Origin of the sequence: Streptomyces sp. NPDC001985 (assembly GCF_040296845.1) — a bacterium.
Lineage (GTDB): Bacteria > Actinomycetota > Actinomycetes > Streptomycetales > Streptomycetaceae > Streptomyces.
Genome location: NZ_JBEOYB010000003.1, coordinates 1 through 20,726, shown reverse-complemented (window position 1 = coordinate 20,726; position 20,726 = coordinate 1). Strand labels below are relative to the sequence as shown.

Sequence of the window (20,726 nt, the reverse complement as noted above, 5' to 3'; positions counted from 1 at the left end):
CCGGCGGCGGCAAGGCCAGGGACACCGCCGCCGGGGGCCTTCGGGTTCAGAAGGTGCTCAGAGGGTGTTCAGAACATGTGTTCAGAACGGGGGCTCAGAGGGTGCTCCGAGGTTGTCCGGATCAGCAGGGACCGAGGTCCTGCCAGACACCCCACTGGCCGGTGGTGCCGGGCTCGTCGCCCTTCGTCCACCACTTGGCCTTCCAGTTGCGGGACTTGTGCGAGACGGTCACTCCGGTGCCGAACTCCCCGGCCGCGCTCCACGCCGGCGCGGTGCAGGTGCCACCGGGACCGCCCGGTCCACCCGGGCCGCCGTCGCCCGGCTCGACCAGCTTCACCCCGCGCGCCAGGTCGGCGGCGATGGCGTACGACTTGCCGCCGAAGGTCACCGTCCAGTTGGAGGGGGTCGAGGTCGGCGAGTAGTAGACGAAGTCCAGCTCGACGGAGGCGCCCGGGGCCAGCGACTGCCAGGCCGGCAGCTTCAGCGAGGCCCGGTGGAAGTCGCCCTTGAGACCGCCCACATTGGGACCGGTGTGGTCGCTGCGGATGATCGAGGTGCCGAAGCCGGACTGGTCCTTGGCGTTGCCGGGGGCGGAGGTCGCGTAGTCGAACTGGAACTCCGTGCCGCCGGGCAGAGCCGTCTTGGTGTTGTTGGTGATCTTCAGCTTGGGGCTGATCGGGTAGTTGGAGTCGCCGAGGGCGAACTGCCCGAAGTCGACGTCCACATTGACCGCCTCGGCGGGCAGCGCGATGTTCGACTTCTTGTTGCCGTAGCCGGCGGCGGCCTTGTACTTGTCGTACATCAGCGTGGTCAGCGTGTCGCCGGGCTCGTACTGGCCCTTGGCCGCGTTCCAGCGGTAGTCGCCGGCCAGCTCCCAGATCATGGTGCCGCCGATGCCCTTGGACACCACATAGTCGGCCTTGGCGGCGATGGACTGCTCGTCCTCGGTGGAGAGGAAGACCTTCTTCTCCGCGTTCCACAGCCACGGCGCGACCAGCGTCGAGTCGTACTTGCGGGCGTAGGTGCCGGTCAGCCGGGTGTTCGCGGGGAGACCGAACTTGGTGACGTAGTCCCCGACGATCCCCTTCTCCAGGTTCTTGGCGTGCCACATCGGGTTGAAGCCCGCCGGGGCCTCCCGGCCCGTGGTGTCGGTCTCGTGCCAGATGTTGTCGATCCCGACCGCGCCGTCACCGCACTTGGTCAGTCCCGACCCGGCGGGGCAGCTCGTGGCGGCCGACTTGCCCCACAGCCCGTCGGTGCCGCCCTGGACGTTCTTCCAGCCGCGCGAGTAGTACGGCAGACCGATGTTGATGCGGCCGGCCGGCATCGAGCCGCGGAAGTAGTGGTAGGCCCAGTCGGTGTTGAGATAGCCGATGCCGCCGTACTGGGCGGTGGAGTACACACCCGCCCCGGCCAGCTCGGAGTCCTTGCCGTCGTCGAAGAGGGCGGCGTTGGGGCCGACGTGCTCGTTCCAGGTGCCGTGCAGGTCGTACGACATGATGTTGACGTAGTCCAGGTACTTCTGGATCTGGAACGTCTCCATGCCGCGCAGCAGATACCCCGAGGAGGGCGCGGCCACGGTGAGCAGGTAGTGCTTGTTGTCGGCGGCACCCGCGCGGTCGAGCTTCTCGCGGAGCGTCTTCATCAGCACGGAGTAGCTCTTGACCAGACCCGCGCGCCGCCCGTTGGCGATCTGCCAGTCGAGCGGGTTGCCGGCGTCCTTCATCGTGGTCGGGTACTCGTAGTCGACGTCGACGCCGTTGAAGCCGTACTTCTTCATGAACTCGACGGCCGAGTCGGCGAAGGTGTTGATGCCGGCGTGGTTGACCGAGCCGTCGGGGTTGGTGGTCATCGAGTAGAAGCCGCCCGAGTCCACCCGCTTGCCGTTGTCATCGGTGTAGCCACCGGTGTCCGACCAGCCGCCGACGGAGATCAGCGTCTTCACGTTCGGGTACTGCTTCTTGTACTTCGTCAGCAGATTGAAATGGCCCTTGTAGGGCACCGCCGGGTCCATCTCGGCCCCGGGGACGCCGGGGAAGGTCATCCCGGTGGAGGGGTTGTTCGGGCCGTCCTTGCCGACGGACAGCTTGTTCGCCCCGTCGATGGCCCCGAACGCGTAGTTGATGTGGGTGATCTTGTCCCACGGGATGTCGGAGGCGAGGTAGGCGGGCCGGCCGTCCTTGCCGGTGCGCCAGCTGGCGAAGTAGCCGATGATGCGGCGCTGGTGGTCGGCGCCCATCTTCTCGCGGCCCTCGGTGTCGTAGACCGAGCAGTACGGGACGTCGACGCCGGGCGTCGCGTAGAGACCGTCGGGGCGACAGGACTCATGCGGGACCGCGGCCTGGGGCGCGGGGGCGGCCTGGGAGACGCCCGCGGAGAGCGAGCCGGTCAGCAGCGCGGCGACGGCCGCGCCTGCCGCGAACAGCGTCGCTCTGGTACGGATGGGGGACAGCACGGTCTGATCCTCCTGGTGGGGGGCCCAGTCGCCCGGGGGCGCTGGGGGTGATCTGCCTCGCTCGACATGCGTGGGGGTGGAGCGTGTTGGTCCCCGGGTGTGCGCACACCCGGAACCGAATCCGCGGAGGTGACGCAGAGATTAAAAGGACTAGACCAGCACGTCAATAGGTCCGGACCAGGCGAATCGGGGTCGGCGAAGCCGCAGGTGAGCGAAGATGGACGCCGGGGGAGAGGGGGCCGCGCACCAGCTCGGACCGCCGCCGTGCCGCCCCGGCCCCCGGTGAAGAGCACCACCTGCGACGATCAAGGAAAAGGGATTTCCGAATGACCCCTGCCGAACCCGGCCGGCCGTCGATACCCGCCGACGGCCACACCGTGATCCAAGTCCGGGGAGCCCGGGAGAACAATCTGCGGAACATCGACATCGATCTGCCCAAGCGCCGCCTCACCGTCTTCACCGGGGTCTCCGGCTCGGGCAAGTCGAGCCTGGTCTTCGGGACCATCGCCGCGGAGTCCCAGCGACTGATCAACGAGACCTATACCGCCTTCATCCAGTCGTTCATGCCGAGCCTGGGCCGTCCCGATGTCGACGGGCTGCACAATCTGAGCGCGGCGATCGTCGTGGACCAGGAGCGGATGGGCGCCAACTCCCGCTCCACGGTGGGCACCGCCACCGACGCGTACACCATGCTGAGGATCGTCTTCAGCCGCCTCGGAACCCCGCACATCGGCACCTCCGGCGCCTTCAGCTTCAATCTGCCCGAGGGCATGTGCCCCCGCTGCGAGGGGCTCGGCGAGGCCTCCGAGATCGACATCGACCAGCTGGTCGACCGCGACAAGTCGCTCAACGAGGGCGCGATCACCGTCCCCGGATACGCCGTGGACTCCTGGCCCTGGTCGGTGATGGTCTCCGCCGGCTTCCACGACCCCGACCGCAGGCTCCGTGACTTCACCCCCCAGGAGTGGGAGGACCTCCTCCACAAGCCGCCGGTCAAGGTCAAGGTCGGCACCAGCAACCTCACCTACGAAGGGCTGGCGGCCAAACTCCAGCGGACCTGGCTCGTCAAGGACCGCGAGGCGCTTCAGCCGCACATCCGGGCCTTCGTCGACCGTGCCGTCGTCTTCACCCGCTGCCCCGAGTGCGAGGGCACCCGCCTCACCCGGGCCGCCCTCTCCTCCCGCGTCAATGGAGTCAACATCGCCGAGTGCTCGGCGATGCAGATCAGCGATCTCGCCGAGTTCGTCCGCGGTGTCGACGACCCCGGTGTCGCCCCGCTGCTCGCCGGCCTCCGGCACCTCCTGGAGTCCCTGACCGAGATCGGGCTCGGCTATCTCAGCCTCGACCGGCCCGCCTCCACCCTCTCCGGCGGCGAGGCCCAGCGCGTCAAGATGGTGCGCCACCTCGGTTCCAGCCTCACCGATGTGACCTACGTCTTCGACGAGCCGACCATCGGGCTGCACCCGCACGACATCCAGCGCATGAACGACCTCCTGCTGCTCCTGCGCGACAAGGGCAACACCGTGCTCGTGGTCGAGCACAAGCCCGAGGTGATCGCCATCGCCGACCATGTCGTGGACCTCGGGCCCGGCGCGGGCGAGGGCGGCGGCGAGATCTGCTTCAGCGGCACCGTCGCCGGACTCCGTGCCTCCGGCACGCTCACCGGCCGCCATCTGGAGCACCGGGCCCGGCTGCGGGAGCGGGTGCGCCCGCACCGGGGGCAGCTCTCCATCAAGGACGCCGATCTGCACAACCTCCGGGACGTCAGCGTGGACATCCCCACCGGGGTGCTCACCGTCGTCACCGGAGTCGCGGGATCGGGCAAGAGCTCGCTGATCCACGGCTACCTCGCCGACCGGGAGGGCGTGGTCGTCGCCGACCAGTCCCCGATCCGGGGCTCGCGCCGCTCCAACCCGGCCACGTACACCGGACTGCTCAATCCGATCCGTACCGCCTTCGCCAAGGCCAACGGCGTGAAGGCCGCCCTCTTCAGCGCCAACTCCGAGGGTGCCTGCCCGAAGTGCAACGGGCTGGGGCTCGTCTACACCGACCTCGCGATGATGTCGGGTGTCGCCTCCCCGTGCGAGGAGTGCGAGGGGAAGCGGTTCACCTCCGAGGTGCTCACCCATCTGCTGCGCGGCAGGAACATCAGCGAGGTCCTCGGGATGTCGGTGGCGGAGGCGCACGCCTTCTTCCCGACCGGGCAGGCGCACACCATCCTCGGGCGGCTCACCGATGTCGGGCTGAGCTATCTGCGGCTCGGTCAGCCGCTGAACACGCTCTCCGGCGGCGAGCGGCAGCGCCTCAAGCTGGCGATCCACATGGCCGAGAAGTCCTCGGTCTACATCCTCGACGAGCCGACCACCGGACTCCACATGGCCGATGTGGACAAGCTCCTCGCCCTGCTCGACCGGCTGGTCGACGAGGGCAACACGGTCGTCGTCATCGAGCACCACCAGGCCGTGATGGCCCACGCCGACTGGCTGATCGACCTCGGTCCCGGCGGTGGCCACGACGGAGGACAGGTGGTGTTCACCGGGACGCCCGCCCAGCTCGTCGCGGACGCGGAGACACTCACGGCCCAGCATCTGCGCGCCTATGTGGGAGAGCCGGCCGGCTGAGCCCCCGCCCGGCCGCCCGGTGTCCGCGGGGTCCTCGGGGCCCTCGGGGCCTTCCCCCGCGGGCACCGGCCGGGGGGCGCCCCAACGGCCGGCGCGGCGGCCCGGAGACCGCCGCCCGCGGCTACGGAGCCGTTCCGGCGGGCCGCCCCGCTCCCGCCATGAACCGCCACACCAGCCCGTGGCCGAGCAGCACCAGCAGGCTCAGCAGGATCGCCTCGGCCTGGATCGGCCTGAGGCCGATGGCGCCCGCGATCCCGGGCGCCAGCCCCACCACCGCGATCAGCAGATAGACGGCCGCCGCACCCAGCTGGGGCAGTACCAGCGAGGGGAAGGCACCCTCCCGGGACCCCATCCCCAGCAGCCGCAGCGTCGACAGACAGCCCACCACCGAGATCACCACGAAGCTGGCCCGCCAGATCCCCGGTGTCCCGACCCCTCCCACCTGCGCGAACAGCCCCATCAGCGCGGGCAGCAGAAAGGAGAGGTAGACCCCGCCCACCACGCGCCGCCGGGCCGGTTCGCGCAGCCACTCCTCATGGTTCTGCACCACGTTCCACCAGAGGCCGACCAGGGTGAAACAGGTGGCCGAGAAGAGCGCGTAGAACGTACTGACATCCACCGGGCCTCCTGCGTCGGGCGCCGCGCCGCCCCGGGCGGCACCCGCCGAGCGTCCCATGCCGGTGCGCCCGCCGTGGTGGACCGACACCCCGGGCGTACGGGACGGGGCCGCCGCGCGGTCAGCCGCGCGGGCGCAGCAGCGCGAGGAAGTCGCGGAACGCGTCCGGCATGTCGACGGCCTCCGGGTCCAGCAGCCACTGGTACTGGAGCCCGTCCATCACCGCCGTCAGCAGGGGAGCCGCCTGCTCCGGGGTGAGGCCGCCGGCCAGCTCCTCGCCGTACTCCGCGCGCAGCACCTGGGCCATCTGCTCGCGCACCTGGCCGTACCGGCGGGTGAAGTACTCCCGGGCGGGATGGCCGTCCGTGACGCTCTCGCCCAGCAGCGCCGAGAAGGTCTGCACGATGCCGCCCCGCATCGCGTTGTACTCCACGAGGGAGGCGAGCAGCTCCAGCCGCCAGGCGCCCGGGGAGCGCGCGGCGGCGCCGGTGTCCCACTGGTCGCGCTCCTCCAGAACGGCGACGAGCAGCGCCTCCTTGGTGGGGAAGTAGTGCAGCAGGCCCTGCTGGGTGAGGCCGACCCGCTCGGCGACCGCGCCCAGCGACGCGCCCCGGTAGCCGCGCTCCGCGATCACTTCGAGGGCGGCGCGGAGAATCTCCGCACGCCGCTCCCCGCTTCTGGCCCTGGCCATCACCCTCGGTCCCTCTCCCTCGCACCCGCGACTCCCTGCCGAAAGGACCGTACGTCATCGGAAATATTACAGACAGATAACAAACCCTACCGGTCTACAGGTAATCGGGCCACCATGGCACCACGACACCGTTCCCGCACCCGCAGAAGGAGACACGGCCGTGGCCGACACCCCCGCACCCGCCCCCGCGCCCGACCACGCCGAAGCCGTCGAGACCGCCCTCGGGAAACTCGGCCTCGACGCCAAGGCCGCGCTCCTCGCCGGGCAGGACATGTGGTCCCTCCCGGCCCTCCCGGAGATCGGACTCGCGTCCCTGGTCATGTCGGACGGTCCGGTCGGTGTCCGGGGCACCCGGTGGAGCGCCGACGACCCCTCGATCGCCCTGCCGTCCCCCACCGCGCTCGCCGCCGCCTGGGACCCCGCCCTGGCCCGCCGGACCGGACGGCTCCTCGCCCAGGAGGCCCGCCGCAAGGGGGTCCACGTCCTGCTCGCGCCCACCGTCAATCTGCACCGCTCCCCCCTCGGCGGGCGCCACTTCGAGTGCTACTCGGAGGACCCGTACCTCACCGGCGAGATCGGCACCGGCTATGTCCTCGGTGTCCAGGACGGGGGAGTGGGCACCACCGTCAAACACTTCACCGGCAACGACGCCGAGACCGACCGCTTCACCGTCGACAACCTCATCGCCCCGCGCCCCCTGCGCGAGCTGTATCTGGCGCCGTTCGAGGCCATCGTGAGGAACGCCCACCCCTGGGGCATCATGGCCGCCTACAACCAGGTCAACGGCTCCACCATGACGGAGCACCGCTATCTCCAGAACGCCGTGCTGCGCGGCGAATGGGGCTTCGACGGCTTCATCGTCTCCGACTGGCTCGCCGCCCGCTCCACCGCCGGTGCCCTCACCGGCGGACTCGACGTCGCCATGCCCGGCCCGCGCACCGTCTACGGCGAGGCGCTGGCCGCCGCCGTCCGCGACGGCCTGGTCCAGGAGTCCGACGTGGACACCGCCGTGCGCCGGGTCCTGCTCCTCGCCGCCCGCGCCGGCCTGCTCGACGGGGCGGAACCGGCCGTCACCGAACCCCCCGCCCGCATCGACGGCCAGGCCCTGGCCCGCGAGATCGCCCACCGCTCCTTCGTCCTGCTCCGGAACACGGCCGTGCCCGGCCGCGCCGCCGCGCTGCCCCTCGACCCCGCCCGCACCGGCCGGATCGCCCTCATCGGCGCCGCCGCCCGCGACGCCCGCGTCCTCGGCGGCGGCTCCGCCACCGTCTTCCCCGAGCGGGTCGTCTCCCCGCTCGCCGGCCTCGCCGCCGTACTGCCCCCCGCGGACCTCACCTACGCGGTCGGCGCCGACCCCCACGACGAACTCGGCCCCGCCGGAACCGGCTTCACCCTCACCGCGATCTGCCGCGACCGCGCCGGCCGGACCATCGGCGAGGCCACCCTGCCCGGCGGCCACGTCCAGTGGATCAGCGCCGACCTCCCCGCCGGAGTCACCCACGAGACCCTGCACTCCGTGGAGATCCGGGGCCGGTACATCCCCCGCGAGAGCGGCGAGCACACCTTCGGCACCCGGGGCATCGGCGCCTTCCGGCTCACCGTCGGCGACCGGGTCCTGTGGGACGGCGCCCAGCCGATGGGCGACGAATCCGACCCCTTCGGCGCCTTCTTCGGCGCCCCGCGGGAGCGCGCCCGCGTCCCCCTCACCCGGGGCGAGCCCACCACGGTCTCGCTGCGCCATGTGATCGACAGCACCGTCGGGACACCGATGCCCGCCGTCGTCTTCTCCCTGCTGCACGCCGAACCCCGCCGTGACGCCGACGAGCTGATCGCGGAGGCCGTCGAGGCCGCCCGCGCGGCCGACACCGCCGTCGTGGTCGTCGCCACCACCGAGAGCGTGGAGTCCGAGGGCTTCGACCGCGCCGGTCTGTCGCTCCCCGGCCGCCAGAACGACCTGGTGCGCGCGGTCGCCGCCGCCAACCCGGACACCGTCGTGGTCGTCAACGCCGGCTCCCCGGTGGAACTGCCCTGGCGCGAGGAGGTCGCGGCGATCCTGCTGACCTGGTTCCCCGGCCAGGAGGGCGGCGCCGCGCTCGCCGATGTCCTGCTCGGCGCCCGGGAGCCCGGCGGCCGGCTCCCCACCACCTGGCCCGCCGCCCTCGACGACGCACCCGTCACACGGGTCGTCCCGTCCGACGGCGCACTGCCCTACAGCGAGGGCCTCTTCATCGGCTACCGCGGCTACGACCGGGCCGGTACCGTCCCCGCGTACCCCTTCGGCCACGGCCTCGGCTACACCACCTGGGCGTACGAATCCCTGGAGGCCCGCCCCGGCGCCGTCCGGGTGCGAGTGCGCAACACCGGTTCCCGGACCGGCCGGGAGACGGTGCAGATCTATCTCGCGCCCGCCCCCGGGGGCCCGCACGAGCGTCCGCTCCGCTGGCTGGCGGGCTTCGCCTCCGTCGAGGCCGCGCCGGGGGAGACCGCCGAGGCCGAGATCGTCCTGTCCCGCCGCGCCTTCGAGATCTGGGACGAGTCCGGCCACTCCTGGGAGTTCGTCCCCGGTCCGTACGAGGTCCACGCGGCACACGCGCTCGACGACGCGCGCCTGACCACCACCCTGGAGGTCTGAACCCGCGCCGCCGTGCCCCGGGAACCCGGGGCACGGGCCGCCAACCGGCGTTCGCCCGGGGGCCGGTGACCGCCTGGTGGGCCGTACGGGATACTGGAGCACCACACACCAGGAGGCAGAACGCGTGAACGGCGACATATCCGGCAAGCGGCAGGAGTCCGGGCTCGACACCTCCCTGCCGCACTCGGCCCGGATCTGGAACTACTGGCTGGGCGGCAAGGACAACTACCCCGTCGACCAGAAGGTGGGGGAGGAGTTCCGCGCGTTCTTCCCCGGCGTCGTCGATCTCGCCCGCGACTCACGGGCCTTCCTCGTCCGGGCCGTCGACCATCTGGCCCGGGAGGAGGGCATCCGGCAGTTCCTGGACGTCGGCACCGGCCTGCCCACCGCCAACAACACCCACCAGATCGCCCAGCGGGCGGCCCCCTCCTCGCGCATCGTCTACGTGGACAACGACCCGCTGGTCCTGGCCCACGCCAGGGCCCTGCTGGTGGGAACCCCGGAAGGCGCCACCGACTACATCGACGCCGACCTGGGCGACCCCGCGGCCATCGTCGAACAGGCGGCGCGGACCCTGGACCTGTCCCGGCCCGTCGCCCTCACCCTGATGCAGGTCGTCGGGCACATCGCCGACCACGGCGAGGCGCGGTCGACCGTGCGGGCGCTGATGGACGCGCTGCCGTCGGGCAGCTATCTGGTGTTCAACGACAGCGTCGACACCAACGAGGCCAACGCCGCCGCCACCCGCCGCTACAACGACAGCGGCGCGGCCCCCTACCATCTGCGCAGCCCCGAGGAGATCGCCGGGTTCTTCGACGGCCTGGAGCTGCTGGAGCCGGGGGTCGTACCGCTGGACCGCTGGCGCCCCGACCCCGCCGAGGACACCCCCCGGGACGAGGTCATCGCCCTGGGCGGGGTCGGGCGCAAGCGCTGACACGGCGGGCCCGGCGCTCAGCCCCTCCCCGTCCCCCGGTGGTTCAGCAGCACCGGCAGGGCGGCGACGTCATTGGCGATGAACGAGCGCTGGAACCCGAGCGACCGGGGATCGCCCGCGAGGGCGATCCCCGGGAACCGCGCGAACAGGGCGGGCAGCGCCACCCCGGCCTCCAGACGCGCCAGAGGGGCCCCGAGGCAGTAGTGCACCCCGTGCCCGAACGCCAGATGCTCCTTGTCCGCGCGGTCCAGGTCGAAGGCGTCCGCGTCCCGGTGGACACCGGGATCGCGGCCGTGCGCCCCGAAGGCCACGAGCACCGCGTCACCGGGCCGCAGCACCACCCCCTCGCCGAGGTCGATGTCCTCCGTCACCCACCGCAGCGGCAGATGCATCACCGCCGCGTGCAGCCGCAGGGTCTCCTCGATCGCATCGCCCCACCGCCCCGGATCGGCGCGTACGGCATCGAGCTGCCGGCGATCCGTCAGCAGCGCCCGCACGGCCTGGCCGATGAGGGCGATCGTGGTCTGGCTCCCGGCTCCGAGCATCAGAATCAGCGTGGAGACCAGCTCCTGCTCGCTGAGCCGGTCCGCACCGTCCTCCCGGGCCGCGAGCAGCAGGGAGGTCATGTCCTCACCGGGCTCCCGGCGCCGGAACGCGACCAGCGCCTTCATCGTGGCCATCAGCCCGTCACGGACGGCCGCGGCGTCCTCCTCGCTGACCCCCGTCGCCGCCACCCGCTCGAAGACCCGCAGCACCTCGGGGCGCTGATCCTCCGGTACCCCGAAGAGATCACAGATCACCCGGGTCGGCACCGGATAGCTGAACAGGGCCCGCAGATCCACCGGTTCATCGCCCGGCCGCTCCTCCAGCGCGTCGAGCAGACCGTCCACGACGGCGGTGACCCCCGGCCGCATCGCCTCGATCCGGCGGGGTGAGAACGCGGGGCCGATCAGCCTCCGCAGCCGGGTGTGGTCGCCGCCCTCGGAGGTGAACATGGACTCGGTGTCCACCCACGGGAAGAGCCAGGACACCCGCCCAGGCCGGTACCCGGGCACGGCCGCCCGCGCGTCCCGGGAGACCCCCCGATGCGTCAGCAGCCTTCTGACCACGTCCCCCCGGGAGACGGACCAGGCCGTCACCCCTTCGGGCAGCCCGACACGGACGGCGGGCCCCGCCGCACGGAGCCGGTCGACCTGCTCGTACAGATCCGGGCCGCCGTCGCTGCCGAGCGGCACGGGGGCGCTGGTGCCGGAACTGGTCATGCTCATCCTCCTGTGGCGGTGCGCGGACCGGTGACGCGCACCACGATCCGCCCTGCGCGGCGCCACGTCCACGCCTCCGCGCGCGGGCGGCCGGCCATCGCCCCCGGACGCCCATGAACCCCCGTCACCCGGTGTCCAGCACCGCCGCGTTCGTCGTAAAAGGCGATGGAATTCACGGATGAAACGCCCATGCGGCCTAATTATGTCGCCCAATTGCTCCACATCAGGGGTGCCCGCACCGTCGTTATTCGGAATATGACGACAACAAAGAGCCCGGCCATGGCGGCCTCCCGCCGTGCGATCGCCCCCGACGCGGTGAGGATGGGACAGTGGGCATTTGTCCCCGGCATGGACCGTTCCGTGCCGGACGGCGGTCACGCCTCGCTCCAGTACGGGGGCCGCTGTGTCGAACTCAGATACTCGTCCTCCGTGGTGGAGGACCTGCTGACGACCATCGGCCGGCTTCAGGACGAGTTCGCCCGGCGCTCCGGCACCGGGTACGCGCCGTCCGCCGCCAGCCGTGACGAATGGACGGGGAATATCGTCCATGTATGAGGAGTACGACCCCTACGGTTCACCGGCCCCCCACCCCGATCAGCACGGTTACGTTCCCTGGGAGGAAACGTATGTGCCCTCCCCGGTGGAATCCGTCGCCGCATATCAGCCGATGGGCCCGCCGGTCATGGAGACTCTCGACGGGGTGTGGGACCCCACCGAAGAGCTGGAGCAACTGCTCCAGAACTCCGGAGTCCATGAATTCGACGGACTCCCCGGACACGGCCGGAAACCGGAACCAATGGACGTGCCCCTGCGCACGGGGCTCCTCGGGCCGCCCGCCGAGGCACCCCCCAGACCACCGGCCCCGCACCGCCGGCGGCGCCGGCCGCCCAACCGGGGTCCCAAGTTCCTGCTCGCGCGGGCGATCAGTTTCTCGATCGCCGCGCTCGCCGCCGTCATCGTCTCCATGGTCAGCGTGCTCGGCGGGATGGTGGCCCTGGACCCGCTGCGGAGCATCGCCGACCCCCGGCTGCCCCAGACCCTGATCCACTGGTGGCCGCTGCTGGTCTACGGCCCCTGGATCGTCGCCTCCCTCTCCATCCTGCGGGCCTCGCTCCACCGCCGCCGGGCCGTGCACTCCTGGTCCGTGGTCCTCATCTTCTCCACGGTCGCCACACTGCTCTGCATCACCCAGGCGCCCCGGACCCTCACCGCCGCGGCCGCCGCCGCGCTGCCGTCCATCGCCGCGCTCGCCTGCTTCCAGCAACTGGTCCGGCTCATCACCATGGTCCGGCCGCCGCGCCAGGTCACCGCGCGGCACCGGCACACCGTTCCCCCGCCCCCGCCACCGGCCGACCGCCGCCCGGCCGGTGACCACCCGGTCAAGCCCCAGACCCCCGTCCGCGCACCCCTGTCCGAGCCGGACCGGACCATCCAGCTCCGCAGACCCCCCGAACAGGGCGCCTTCCCCCGCCGCCCGCAGACCCGGCACGGCGAATTCCTGTAGCCGGCCCCGCCGAACGGCCGCGCCGCGGCCGGGTCCCCCCTCGTGCCCGGCGGGAGGAAGCGGCCGCGCGCGCCTCCGGCGGCACCGGACCCGGCGGCTCGGGGACGGACGACCTCTCCCCGGGCGCCGATCCCCCGGCCCGGAGGGGCCACGGCGGCCGGTCCGCAGGCCACGGCCCGGAGGGCGACGAGGCCCGTCCCCAGACCACGGCCCGGAGGGTGGTCAGGCCCGGTCACGGCGCCCGGCCGGTCACGGTGATCGCCCGCACCGGACACAGCCGTACCGCCTCCCGCACCCGGTGCTCCTGGCGCGCCGCCGTCCAGGACGGGAGCAGTTCGCTCAGCCCGTCGTCGTCCTGGGTGAACACCTCGGGCGCGGTGAGCGCGCACATGCCCGCCCCGATGCAGACCTCCCTGTCCACCTCGACGCGCAGACCCTCCCGGCTCTCCGCCGCGCCGCCGGTCACCAGGCGACCGGCAATTCCAGCATGCCCTGCAGGGTGTCGCCGGGTTTGAACGGGACCTGGTCGGCGGGGACGGTCAGCCGCAGCCCCGGCAGCCGCGCGAACAGCGACCGCAGGGCGATCTCCATCTCGGCACGGGCCAGATTCTGCCCCAGGCACTGGTGCACTCCGTAGCCGAAGCCGATGTGGTGGCGCGCCGCGCGGCTCCAGTCCAGGGCGTCCGGCGCCGGGAACGCGTCGGCGTCCCGGTTGATCATCGAGGTCGCGAACACGACCCCGTCGTCCGCCCGGATCGTCCCCCCGCCCTCGACCTCGATGTCCTCGACCGCCACCCGCAGCATGCCGTCCGCGATCGACAGAAACCGCATCAGCTCCTCGATCGCCGCCGGCATCAGCGACTCGTCCGCCCGGAGTTCGGCGAGTCGCTCCGGATGCTGGAGCAGGGTGAAGACCCCCAGGGAGATCATGTTCGCGGTGGTCTCATGTCCCGCGATGAGCAGGATGATGGCCAGGCTGATCAGTTCCTCGCGGTCCAGCGGGCCCGCCGCCCGCCCGCGCCGGATCAGCTCGTCGAGCAGCCCGTCGCCGTCGCAGGGGCCGGCGGCCCGTTCGTCGATCAGCCCGCCCATGTACGCGTCCAGCCGGTCCCGTGCCCGCACGCTGTCCTCGCCGGACCGGCCGCGCAGCAGGATGCGGGACTGCTCCTCGAAGAAGTCGTGGTCCGCGTAGGGGACTCCGAGGAGGTCGCAGATCACCATCGACGGCACCGGCAGGGCGAAGGCGCCCACCATTTCGGCGGGCGGCCCCTTCTCCACCAGCTCGTCCAGCAGCCGGTCCACCGTCCGCTGGATCGCCGGCCGGAGCGCGGCCACCCGCTTGAGGCTGAAGCCGGGGATGAGCATCCGGCGCTGGGCGTTGTGCTCGGGATCGTCGACCCCGAGCAGCGCGACCCGGCGCGGGCCGATGGCGGCGATACGAGGATTGGTGACCGGGAAGGACCGGTGCTCCCGGTCGCTGGACAGCCGGGGATCGGTCAGCAGCTCTCGCGCGAGCGCGTGGCCGGTGACCGCCCACACCGAGCGGCCGTCGTAGAGCGATACGCGGCTGATCGGCCCCGCCGCGCGCAGGGGTTCGTAGGCCGTGGGAGGGGTGTAGGGGCAGGCGCGGCTCTGGGGGAAGGCGACGGTGTCCGACAACGGGGGCCTCTCAGAGGTGGGAGTCCGATGTGCCGCTTCATTACATGCCTCGGGCACCTAACCGTCTACGCGTAGTTCGGCCAAATCCCCCGACCCGGGGCGAAATGTACGTCCGAGCGGCCCACCGAACGGAGAGGCGCACGCGAACCTCCGCCGCGGCGGTCCCGGGCCGGCCGGCACCGCCGGGGTGCTACGGCGGACCCCCGGGCAGGACGGCGGAGTGGTCCCGCGGACGGCGGGGCGACGAGCGGCAGGGCAGGACGAGATGTCTCGCCCAGCGCGCCCGCGCCTCGCCGGCCGTCGCCGCCGGGAACCCGAACTGCTCACCGGCCCCGGGCCAGCCGCACCAACAGGCCACGTACCAACCGGAACAGGGGGCCGTGAGCCGGGTCAGCGAAGGCCGGTGCTCGGCGAGAATCAGCTGCGCGTGCCCGGCCCGGCGGCCCGGAGCCGGCGCGGTGCCGCAGAAATGCATCTCGGACTCGTCCGCGGTCCACAGCCACCCCCGCTTCCACACATACGCCTTCGCCCTGCGCTCCGTGGTGTACGGGGTGCGCAGCACCGCCGTACAGCCCGGCCAGTCGCACTCGAAAACCCGCACCTGTACCCGTGCCATGCGAGCACGATACGGACCACCGGACGCCCGCACCCGCGCCCGGCCCGGCCGTCACCGATACGGACGACACCCCTCCCGGACGCTGACGCGCCGCACACCACCGCACCCACCGCCGACGGCCGGCGCGCGCTTCCCCCGCCCGTTCACGCGCAGGCCATCCCGTCCTTGACCTCGGGCCACGCCTCCACGCCCGCGGGGGTGCGCACGTACGCCCTCGACCCGTCGGCCGCCAGCCACAGCTCCCGGTCGCCGAGCCGGTAGCGCGTGTCCCGCGCGTCATCGGGCAGGGCCGCGCTTCCGTCGTACCGCGAGGTGAGCATCGACGCCGGCAGCACCCCCTCCGGGTCCCGGGCGTACGAGGCGCGGTCCGTGGTCGCGTCCAACTCCACGAAGTGGGCCTTCTCCCACGCGCAGTGCTCGGCACCGGAGTATCCGGTCACCCTGGTGACCGGGACCCGTCTGCCGTCGGTGTCGGTCCAGATCTCATAGCCCCGGGTGTCGGTGAAGGCGGCCGGAAGCTCCGCCGGATCGCAGGAGGCGCTGGTGTCCGGGCCCCAGCCCGGGCGCCCCGGCTGGTCCTCGGCCACCACCACGGCGATCCTGGTCCTGCCCTTCACATCGAAGGAGTACAGCACGCGTCCGTCGGCCTCGGCCTCCACGCGATAGCCGTACCGGGGCAGGTCGGGCTGTTGCATGTCGAAGAACGCCGCGAGCCCCTCCTCCGGGGTCGCCCCGCCGTCCCCCTCGCTCCAGGTGTCGCCGCCTCCGCCCGAATAGATGGCCCCCTCGCACTCCAGCGCCCGGCCGGCCGCCCCCGAGAGGAGCCTCATACCCTCCGGGGTGTCGTTGTCGATCTCCCGGCCGCCGTTGCCGTGCCGTACCAGCAGCGGGCCGCCGTACGGGGAGGCGGGCGGCTCCCCGGCGACCACGAGGCCCTCCGGGGCTCTCCCGTTCGCGCCGCCGCCTCCCGCCCCCCGCCCGGTGTCGCACCCGACCGCCACGACCGCGATGACGACCGCCGCCGCCGACCCGGCCACTCTGCTTCCCCGCATGTCTCCCCCACCACTGTCCGCTCTCGGATCTCTGCCGTACGTGACGGTTCTCCGCCGCCCGTGACGACGGTCCGACGCCCGGAACCACGGTTCGGTTCCGGGCGCCGGACCGGCACGCAGGAGGGAGGAGGGAGGAGGGAGGGACGGGACAGCGGCGGGGGAGTGCGCTCAGCGCCGCAGCGCCCACCTCTGCACGGACTCCAGTGGGCCCGTCCGGAAGCGCCGCAGCCACAGTGCGGAACCCGCCATCAGGACCGCGCACACCACCAGCCACAGCCCCATCACCCACCAGGGCCGCCACGAGTCGTCCAGCCGGTGCGCCAGCCCGAGCCCGAAGCCGTACGACACCAGCACACACAGCACATTCTGAAGGACATACCCCGACAGAGCGGTCCTGCCGACCGAGGTGAGACCGTTCATCAGCGGCCCCGGCCGCCGTATCCGGTCCACCAGAACGCCGATCAGCCCGATGTAGCCGAGCGCGGTCAGCGGACCGGCCACGTACCGGTCCAGCAGGAACAGCTCCGGCCCGGCGAGCGAGGCGGCGACACTGAGCGGCAGCCCGAGACCCAGCCCCCACGCCAGCAGACGGGCGCGGATACGGCGCCCCACGGGCTCGGCGCCGAACGCCCCGGCCCGGAAGAGCCGCACCCCGAGAAGGAACAGGAAGACCAGCAGGAAGAAGGTGAGCACCGGCTCCAGCCGGAGCGCGAGGGCGTTCTCCAGCCGGAAGGCGATCTGCTCGCCCCAACTCCCGTACGCGTACAGATCGGTCACCTCGCGCGAGACCGACCCGCCACCCTGTTCCCCGGTCCCGGCCAGAGCCGCCGTCAGCAGGCCGATCAGGGCCAGATGCAGCCCCAGCGCCCACCACATCACCCGGTTCTGCACCACCTGCGAACGGGCCAGCAGCCACGCGACCAGGAGCGCGGTCACCGCGTACCCCATCAGCACATCCCACGCGAAGACCAGCACGAAGTGCACCGTCCCCTCGGCGAACAGAAGCAGGGCCCGCCACCGGTAGCGCCCCGGCCACGGCTCACCGCGCCGGACCGCCGATCCGTACTGAATGGCCAGGCCCACCCCGAAGAGAATCGTGAGCAGCGAGAGGAACTTGCCGTTCGCCAGCAGCCGTGCGACACCCTCGGCCGCGCCGGCGAAGGAGTCGAAGGACGGCTGCGCCTCGCCGCTCAGTACCCCCCACTCCGCGCCGGGACCGGTGAAGATCCAGACGTTGGTCATCAGAGTGCCCAGAATCGCGGCCCCGCGCAGCACGTCCAGCAGTGCCAGGCGGCGGGGCGGCGGTCCCGCGGTCGTCGTCGGGGAGGTCATGGTCTCGGTCATGTCTTCATCGTTTCTCCCCGCCGGACCACCCACGTCATGACCGCAGACGAAGAGGCGCTACATCTTTCGGTGTAGCGCCCGGGCGAGGGCCCCGACCTGCGCACGACGACCCATCCGGCGCGCCGCGCCGGATGGGTCGTCGTGGTCGTCGTGGAATGCGCTGGTACGGAGAGGGAGGAGAGGGACGCCGCTAGAGAGCCGGCCTCATCGCATCCGCCAGTACCTGATGGCCGGTGGGGTTGGGGTGGATGTCCTGGAGCGCGCCGCAGACGAAGGTCAGCTGGCAGATGCGCGCCACATTGGTCGGAACCTTCCCCACACCGGCGACATCCACGTCGGGGGTGAAGGCGAAGGACTCATAGGCGGTGGCGAAGTCCGCCAGGGTGAAGTGCGTGTTCCGGTAGTGCTTGGCCACGATCTCGTTGAAGGCCTGCTGCACACCCGCCGACTGCTGCGCGATGATCTGCCCCTGCGCTCCGGTGAGCCAGGTCACCAGGAAGGGGTTGACGGAGTTGGCACCCGCGAGATGGGTCTGCGTGCTGGACGCCGTGTTGATCGCACTGGTGATTCTGCCGAGGTTGGTGTCGAGGGTCTTGAGCGCCCGCAGGGTGCAGCTCACATCGATGGCGCCGTTGACGAAGCACGTACCGATGTCGTTCCCGCCGATGTTCAGCGAGACGAACTTCACCCGGGTGCCGTTCTGCTTGAGGAAGTCCACCGCCTTGCCGAGCTGGGACACCGTCTTGTTGGCGCTGTCCTTGTAGTCGCAGATACCGCGATTGATCATCGTCGCGGTGGTCTCGCCCGTGCAACCCAGCTTGATATGACGCAGATTGGCATCCGTCTTCTTCAACTGGGTGAAGAGTTTGTCCGTATAGGCCTGGTCGGTGTCCCGCTGCACGTCCGGCTGGAAGCCGCTGGCCAGCGAGTCGCCCAGCGAGACGTAGTAGGTGGGCTCCGCACTGGCCGCCGTGCCCCGGGCGTCGGCGGGTGCGGCCGTTGCGCCGGCCGAGCCGCCGGCCATCAACCCCAGCAGGGTGGCGGCTGTGGCGAGGAATGCGAGGGGTCCGCGGATACGCATCTGCTGTCTTCTCCTCTGAAGCGAAGGGGGACTCCCGGGTCTCCGAGCCGGCTCTCTGGTGGTTCCCGGAGGATTCCCGGAGATTTCTCGGCTGCCGCTCGGCTACCGCTCGGGGGTTTCCCGGGTGTTTCCCGGGTGTCGCTCGGATGCCGCTCGGGTGTCGCTCGGGTGTCGCTCGGTTGTCTCTTCAGGACGTTGACCGACTGCACGGCGGCCCGAGCGCGAGCCGTTCAACCCCGTTGTCTCCGGGGATCTGTTCCGGCCGTCCCTCCGATGCCCCAGGAGCCCCCTCCACCCCTTCTGTCTCCTCCCGTCCCGCCTGCCCTGCCTGTCCTGCCGACCGGTGGACATCCCGGATTCCGCTCCGCGGCTGATGGCCGTGCCCTGCCTCCCGGTACGCGGCGACGGCCCGAGAGGAGGGAACACCGGCCGGACCTGCGCCCACCCTCCGACCCGCCTGCCCGCCGACGCCGGGCCTCCGCACCCGGGTTCCGTCTCCGCCCCGGCTGAAATCGCGGACCCGCGTGCCCACGGCTCGCTGAACGGCCGAATGCCGGTGTCGCCCGGCTGCCGGAGAGGGGGACGAGTGGGACGGGCCGTCCGTACCGGCCCCCGGCGGTACGGACCCGGGCCGGGAGGGAGGGAACCCACGCTCCACCACGCCCGGGATCGGTCCGTACGCCGCAGATCCGCCCGGGCGGCGGACTCACCGTCTCACGGTCGCGGTGTTCCGCCGAGGTACTGGTAGGCATCCTGGGCGATGGTGATCTCGTGGAGCTGGGTGGTGCCCTCGATGATCTCCATGATCTTCGTGTCGCGGTAGTGCCGCTGAGCGGAATGGGCGGGGCTGCACCCCTGTGCCCCATGGATCTGCACGGTGTTGGCGGCGGCCTGCGAGGCCGCCGAAGCGGCGAAGTACTTCGCCATCCACGTGGCCTGCTGATGGTGCGGATCGTCGGTGTCCTTGAGCTGCCCGGCACGGGCGCAGAGAAGCCTGGCCGCCTGGGTGTCCGTGACCATCCGGGTGATCATCTGCTGGATGAGCTGATGTTCCCTCAGAGGGGAATCGGCGGTGTGGGCGATCGAGGCCTCCAGGCACGCCTGAAGAATCCCGGTGGTCCCGGACGCCACACTGAAGCGGCCGATGTCGAGGGCGGCGGGAACGACGGTGTGAAGGGCGAACCCGTCGGGTCCGAGAAGCGCGTCGGGGGAGACGGGTGTGTGGTCGAAGGAGATATCGGCGTGCATGGCGGCACGGGTGCCGAGAAGGCCGGTGAGCGGCTGCACATGAACCGTCGCGTGCGACGGCTCGACGAGAAAGCCGGTCACGCCGGCCGGAGTCCGGGCGAGCACCAGCAGCACCCCCGCCGTCTGTCCGCCGGTCACCCAGCGCTTGGTCCCGTGCAGGGTGTGTCCGGCCGCAGACCGCGGGGTGGCGGTGGTCCTGAGCCCTGCCGGATTCGACCCGGCCCCGGTCTCGGTGAGACACAACGCCCCGGTCGTGCTCCCGGCAGCGAGCCCCGGAAGCCAGCGCTCCCGCTGCTCAGGAGTGCCCCAGCGCGCGACGGCCGAGACCACCATGGTGTGCGCGGTGAGCAGACTCCGCACGGACGAGCACCCACGGCCGACTTCCTCGTGCAGAACACCCAGCCCTTCCATGCCCACCCCCGCACCACCGCGCGCGATGGGCAGAATCGCCCCCCACCAGCCGAACTCCCCGATGAGCTGGAGAACGTCGGGCGGAACACGCTGGTTCCTGTCGAATTCGGTCGCATGGGGAGCGATATGGGCTTCGACCTGGGTGCGGGTGGTGTGCCGGACGTTCTGCGCGCTGGTGGGGTCGGTCATGGGGAGGTCGTCTGCGTGAGCCGTTGGATCAGTTCGTTGATGGCGGTGATGGTACGGAAATTGTCGGGACGGAGTTCATCGTTCGGGATCGTGATTTCGTAGGCCTTTTCGATGTGGGTGATCAGCCGGACGGTGAAGAGGGAGTTGGCCACGCCGAGTTCGTAGATGTCGTCGTTGTCGTCGAGGGCGAGTCCGGGGTAGGTGTCGGTGAGGTAGTGGTTGATGGTGGGCGGGGGGTGATGGGTCATTCTCTTTCTCCTTCTTTTCCGGATTCTTTTCCGGTTGTTGTTCCGGTGGCTTTTGCTTTCTGTGGTGTGTGTTTGTGTGGGGTGTGGTTTAGGGGTAGGGGTAGAAGCCTTGGTGGGTTTTGCGGCCGTGGAGGTGGGCGTTGACCATGTGGTGGAGGAGGGG

General features: G+C 71.3%; 17 protein-coding genes. 5 read left to right on the top strand and 12 right to left on the bottom strand.

What is annotated here, in order from left to right:
- Positions 1-121 precede the first annotated feature (121 nt).
- The gene (locus ABT122_RS01750; protein ID WP_351543711.1) at positions 122-2,455 is read right to left on the bottom strand and encodes a chitinase C-terminal domain-containing protein; all 2,334 of its coding nucleotides are present in this window, start codon (positions 2,453-2,455) and stop codon (positions 122-124) included.
- 326 nt (positions 2,456-2,781) lie between these two features.
- On the opposite strand from ABT122_RS01750, the gene ABT122_RS01745 reads away from it, so the two are divergent.
- Positions 2,782-5,076: an ATP-binding cassette domain-containing protein gene (locus tag ABT122_RS01745; RefSeq protein ID WP_351543708.1), complete on the top strand. Its 2,295-nt coding sequence runs from the start codon at positions 2,782-2,784 to the stop codon at positions 5,074-5,076.
- Positions 5,077-5,197: 121 nt separating this feature from the next.
- Here ABT122_RS01745 and ABT122_RS01740 read toward each other — a convergent pair whose 3' ends face one another.
- Together ABT122_RS01740 and ABT122_RS01735 are read right to left on the bottom strand one after the other, a co-directional pair.
- On the bottom strand, positions 5,198-5,695 hold the full coding sequence (locus ABT122_RS01740; protein WP_351543705.1) for a hypothetical protein: 498 nt from the start codon (positions 5,693-5,695) through the stop codon (positions 5,198-5,200).
- A gap of 118 nt (positions 5,696-5,813) precedes the next feature.
- A complete protein-coding gene (locus ABT122_RS01735; protein WP_351543702.1) occupies positions 5,814-6,383 on the bottom strand; it encodes a TetR/AcrR family transcriptional regulator in 570 nt (189 codons plus the stop codon).
- A gap of 160 nt (positions 6,384-6,543) precedes the next feature.
- On the opposite strand from ABT122_RS01735, the gene ABT122_RS01730 reads away from it, so the two are divergent.
- The gene (locus ABT122_RS01730) at positions 6,544-9,015 is read left to right on the top strand and encodes a beta-glucosidase (RefSeq protein WP_351543699.1); all 2,472 of its coding nucleotides are present in this window, start codon (positions 6,544-6,546) and stop codon (positions 9,013-9,015) included.
- 124 nt (positions 9,016-9,139) lie between these two features.
- Positions 9,140-9,949, top strand: coding sequence for an SAM-dependent methyltransferase (locus ABT122_RS01725; protein WP_351543696.1), 810 nt, complete (start codon positions 9,140-9,142; stop codon positions 9,947-9,949).
- A 17-nt stretch (positions 9,950-9,966) separates the two neighbouring features.
- Here the strand turns inward: ABT122_RS01725 and ABT122_RS01720 are convergent, their stop codons facing one another.
- Entirely contained in the window at positions 9,967-11,211 is a 1,245-nt protein-coding gene (locus ABT122_RS01720) for a cytochrome P450 family protein (protein ID WP_351543693.1), read from the bottom strand.
- A 255-nt stretch (positions 11,212-11,466) separates the two neighbouring features.
- Here ABT122_RS01720 and ABT122_RS01715 point away from each other — a divergent pair, with 255 nt between their 5' ends.
- Together ABT122_RS01715 and ABT122_RS01710 are read left to right on the top strand one after the other, a co-directional pair.
- Positions 11,467-11,766, top strand: coding sequence for a hypothetical protein (locus tag ABT122_RS01715; protein WP_351543691.1), 300 nt, complete (start codon positions 11,467-11,469; stop codon positions 11,764-11,766).
- On the top strand, positions 11,759-12,715 hold the full coding sequence (locus ABT122_RS01710; protein ID WP_351543689.1) for a hypothetical protein: 957 nt from the start codon (positions 11,759-11,761) through the stop codon (positions 12,713-12,715). The genes ABT122_RS01715 and ABT122_RS01710 overlap by 8 nt, the downstream gene beginning before the upstream one ends.
- Positions 12,716-12,947: 232 nt before the next feature.
- Here the strand turns inward: ABT122_RS01710 and ABT122_RS01705 are convergent, their stop codons facing one another.
- The 8 genes from ABT122_RS01705 to ABT122_RS01670 form a co-directional block, all read right to left on the bottom strand.
- Positions 12,948-13,181: a ferredoxin gene (locus ABT122_RS01705; RefSeq protein WP_351543687.1), complete on the bottom strand. Its 234-nt coding sequence runs from the start codon at positions 13,179-13,181 to the stop codon at positions 12,948-12,950.
- Positions 13,178-14,374, bottom strand: a complete 1,197-nt coding sequence (locus tag ABT122_RS01700; RefSeq protein ID WP_351543684.1) for a cytochrome P450 — start codon at positions 14,372-14,374, stop codon at positions 13,178-13,180. The genes ABT122_RS01705 and ABT122_RS01700 overlap by 4 nt, the downstream gene beginning before the upstream one ends.
- Positions 14,375-14,564: 190 nt before the next feature.
- The gene (locus ABT122_RS01695; protein WP_351543681.1) at positions 14,565-14,990 is read right to left on the bottom strand and encodes a hypothetical protein; all 426 of its coding nucleotides are present in this window, start codon (positions 14,988-14,990) and stop codon (positions 14,565-14,567) included.
- 143 nt (positions 14,991-15,133) lie between these two features.
- Positions 15,134-16,042, bottom strand: coding sequence for a hypothetical protein (locus ABT122_RS01690; protein WP_351543678.1), 909 nt, complete (start codon positions 16,040-16,042; stop codon positions 15,134-15,136).
- Between the two features lie 168 nt (positions 16,043-16,210).
- Positions 16,211-17,386, bottom strand: coding sequence for a DUF418 domain-containing protein (locus ABT122_RS01685; protein ID WP_351543675.1), 1,176 nt, complete (start codon positions 17,384-17,386; stop codon positions 16,211-16,213).
- Between the two features lie 190 nt (positions 17,387-17,576).
- Positions 17,577-18,467 (bottom strand): SGNH/GDSL hydrolase family protein, encoded by an 891-nt coding sequence (locus ABT122_RS01680; protein ID WP_351543672.1) that lies wholly within the window; start codon positions 18,465-18,467, stop codon positions 17,577-17,579.
- Positions 18,468-19,181: 714 nt separating this feature from the next.
- Complete coding sequence (locus ABT122_RS01675; protein ID WP_351543669.1) at positions 19,182-20,315, bottom strand: acyl-CoA dehydrogenase family protein; 1,134 nt, start codon at positions 20,313-20,315, stop codon at positions 19,182-19,184.
- Positions 20,312-20,563 carry a phosphopantetheine-binding protein gene (locus tag ABT122_RS01670; RefSeq protein ID WP_351543666.1) on the bottom strand — a complete coding sequence of 84 codons (252 nt, stop codon included), beginning with the start codon at positions 20,561-20,563 and terminating at the stop codon, positions 20,312-20,314. Before ABT122_RS01670 ends, ABT122_RS01675 begins: the two co-directional genes overlap by 4 nt.
- Positions 20,564-20,726 lie beyond the last annotated feature (163 nt).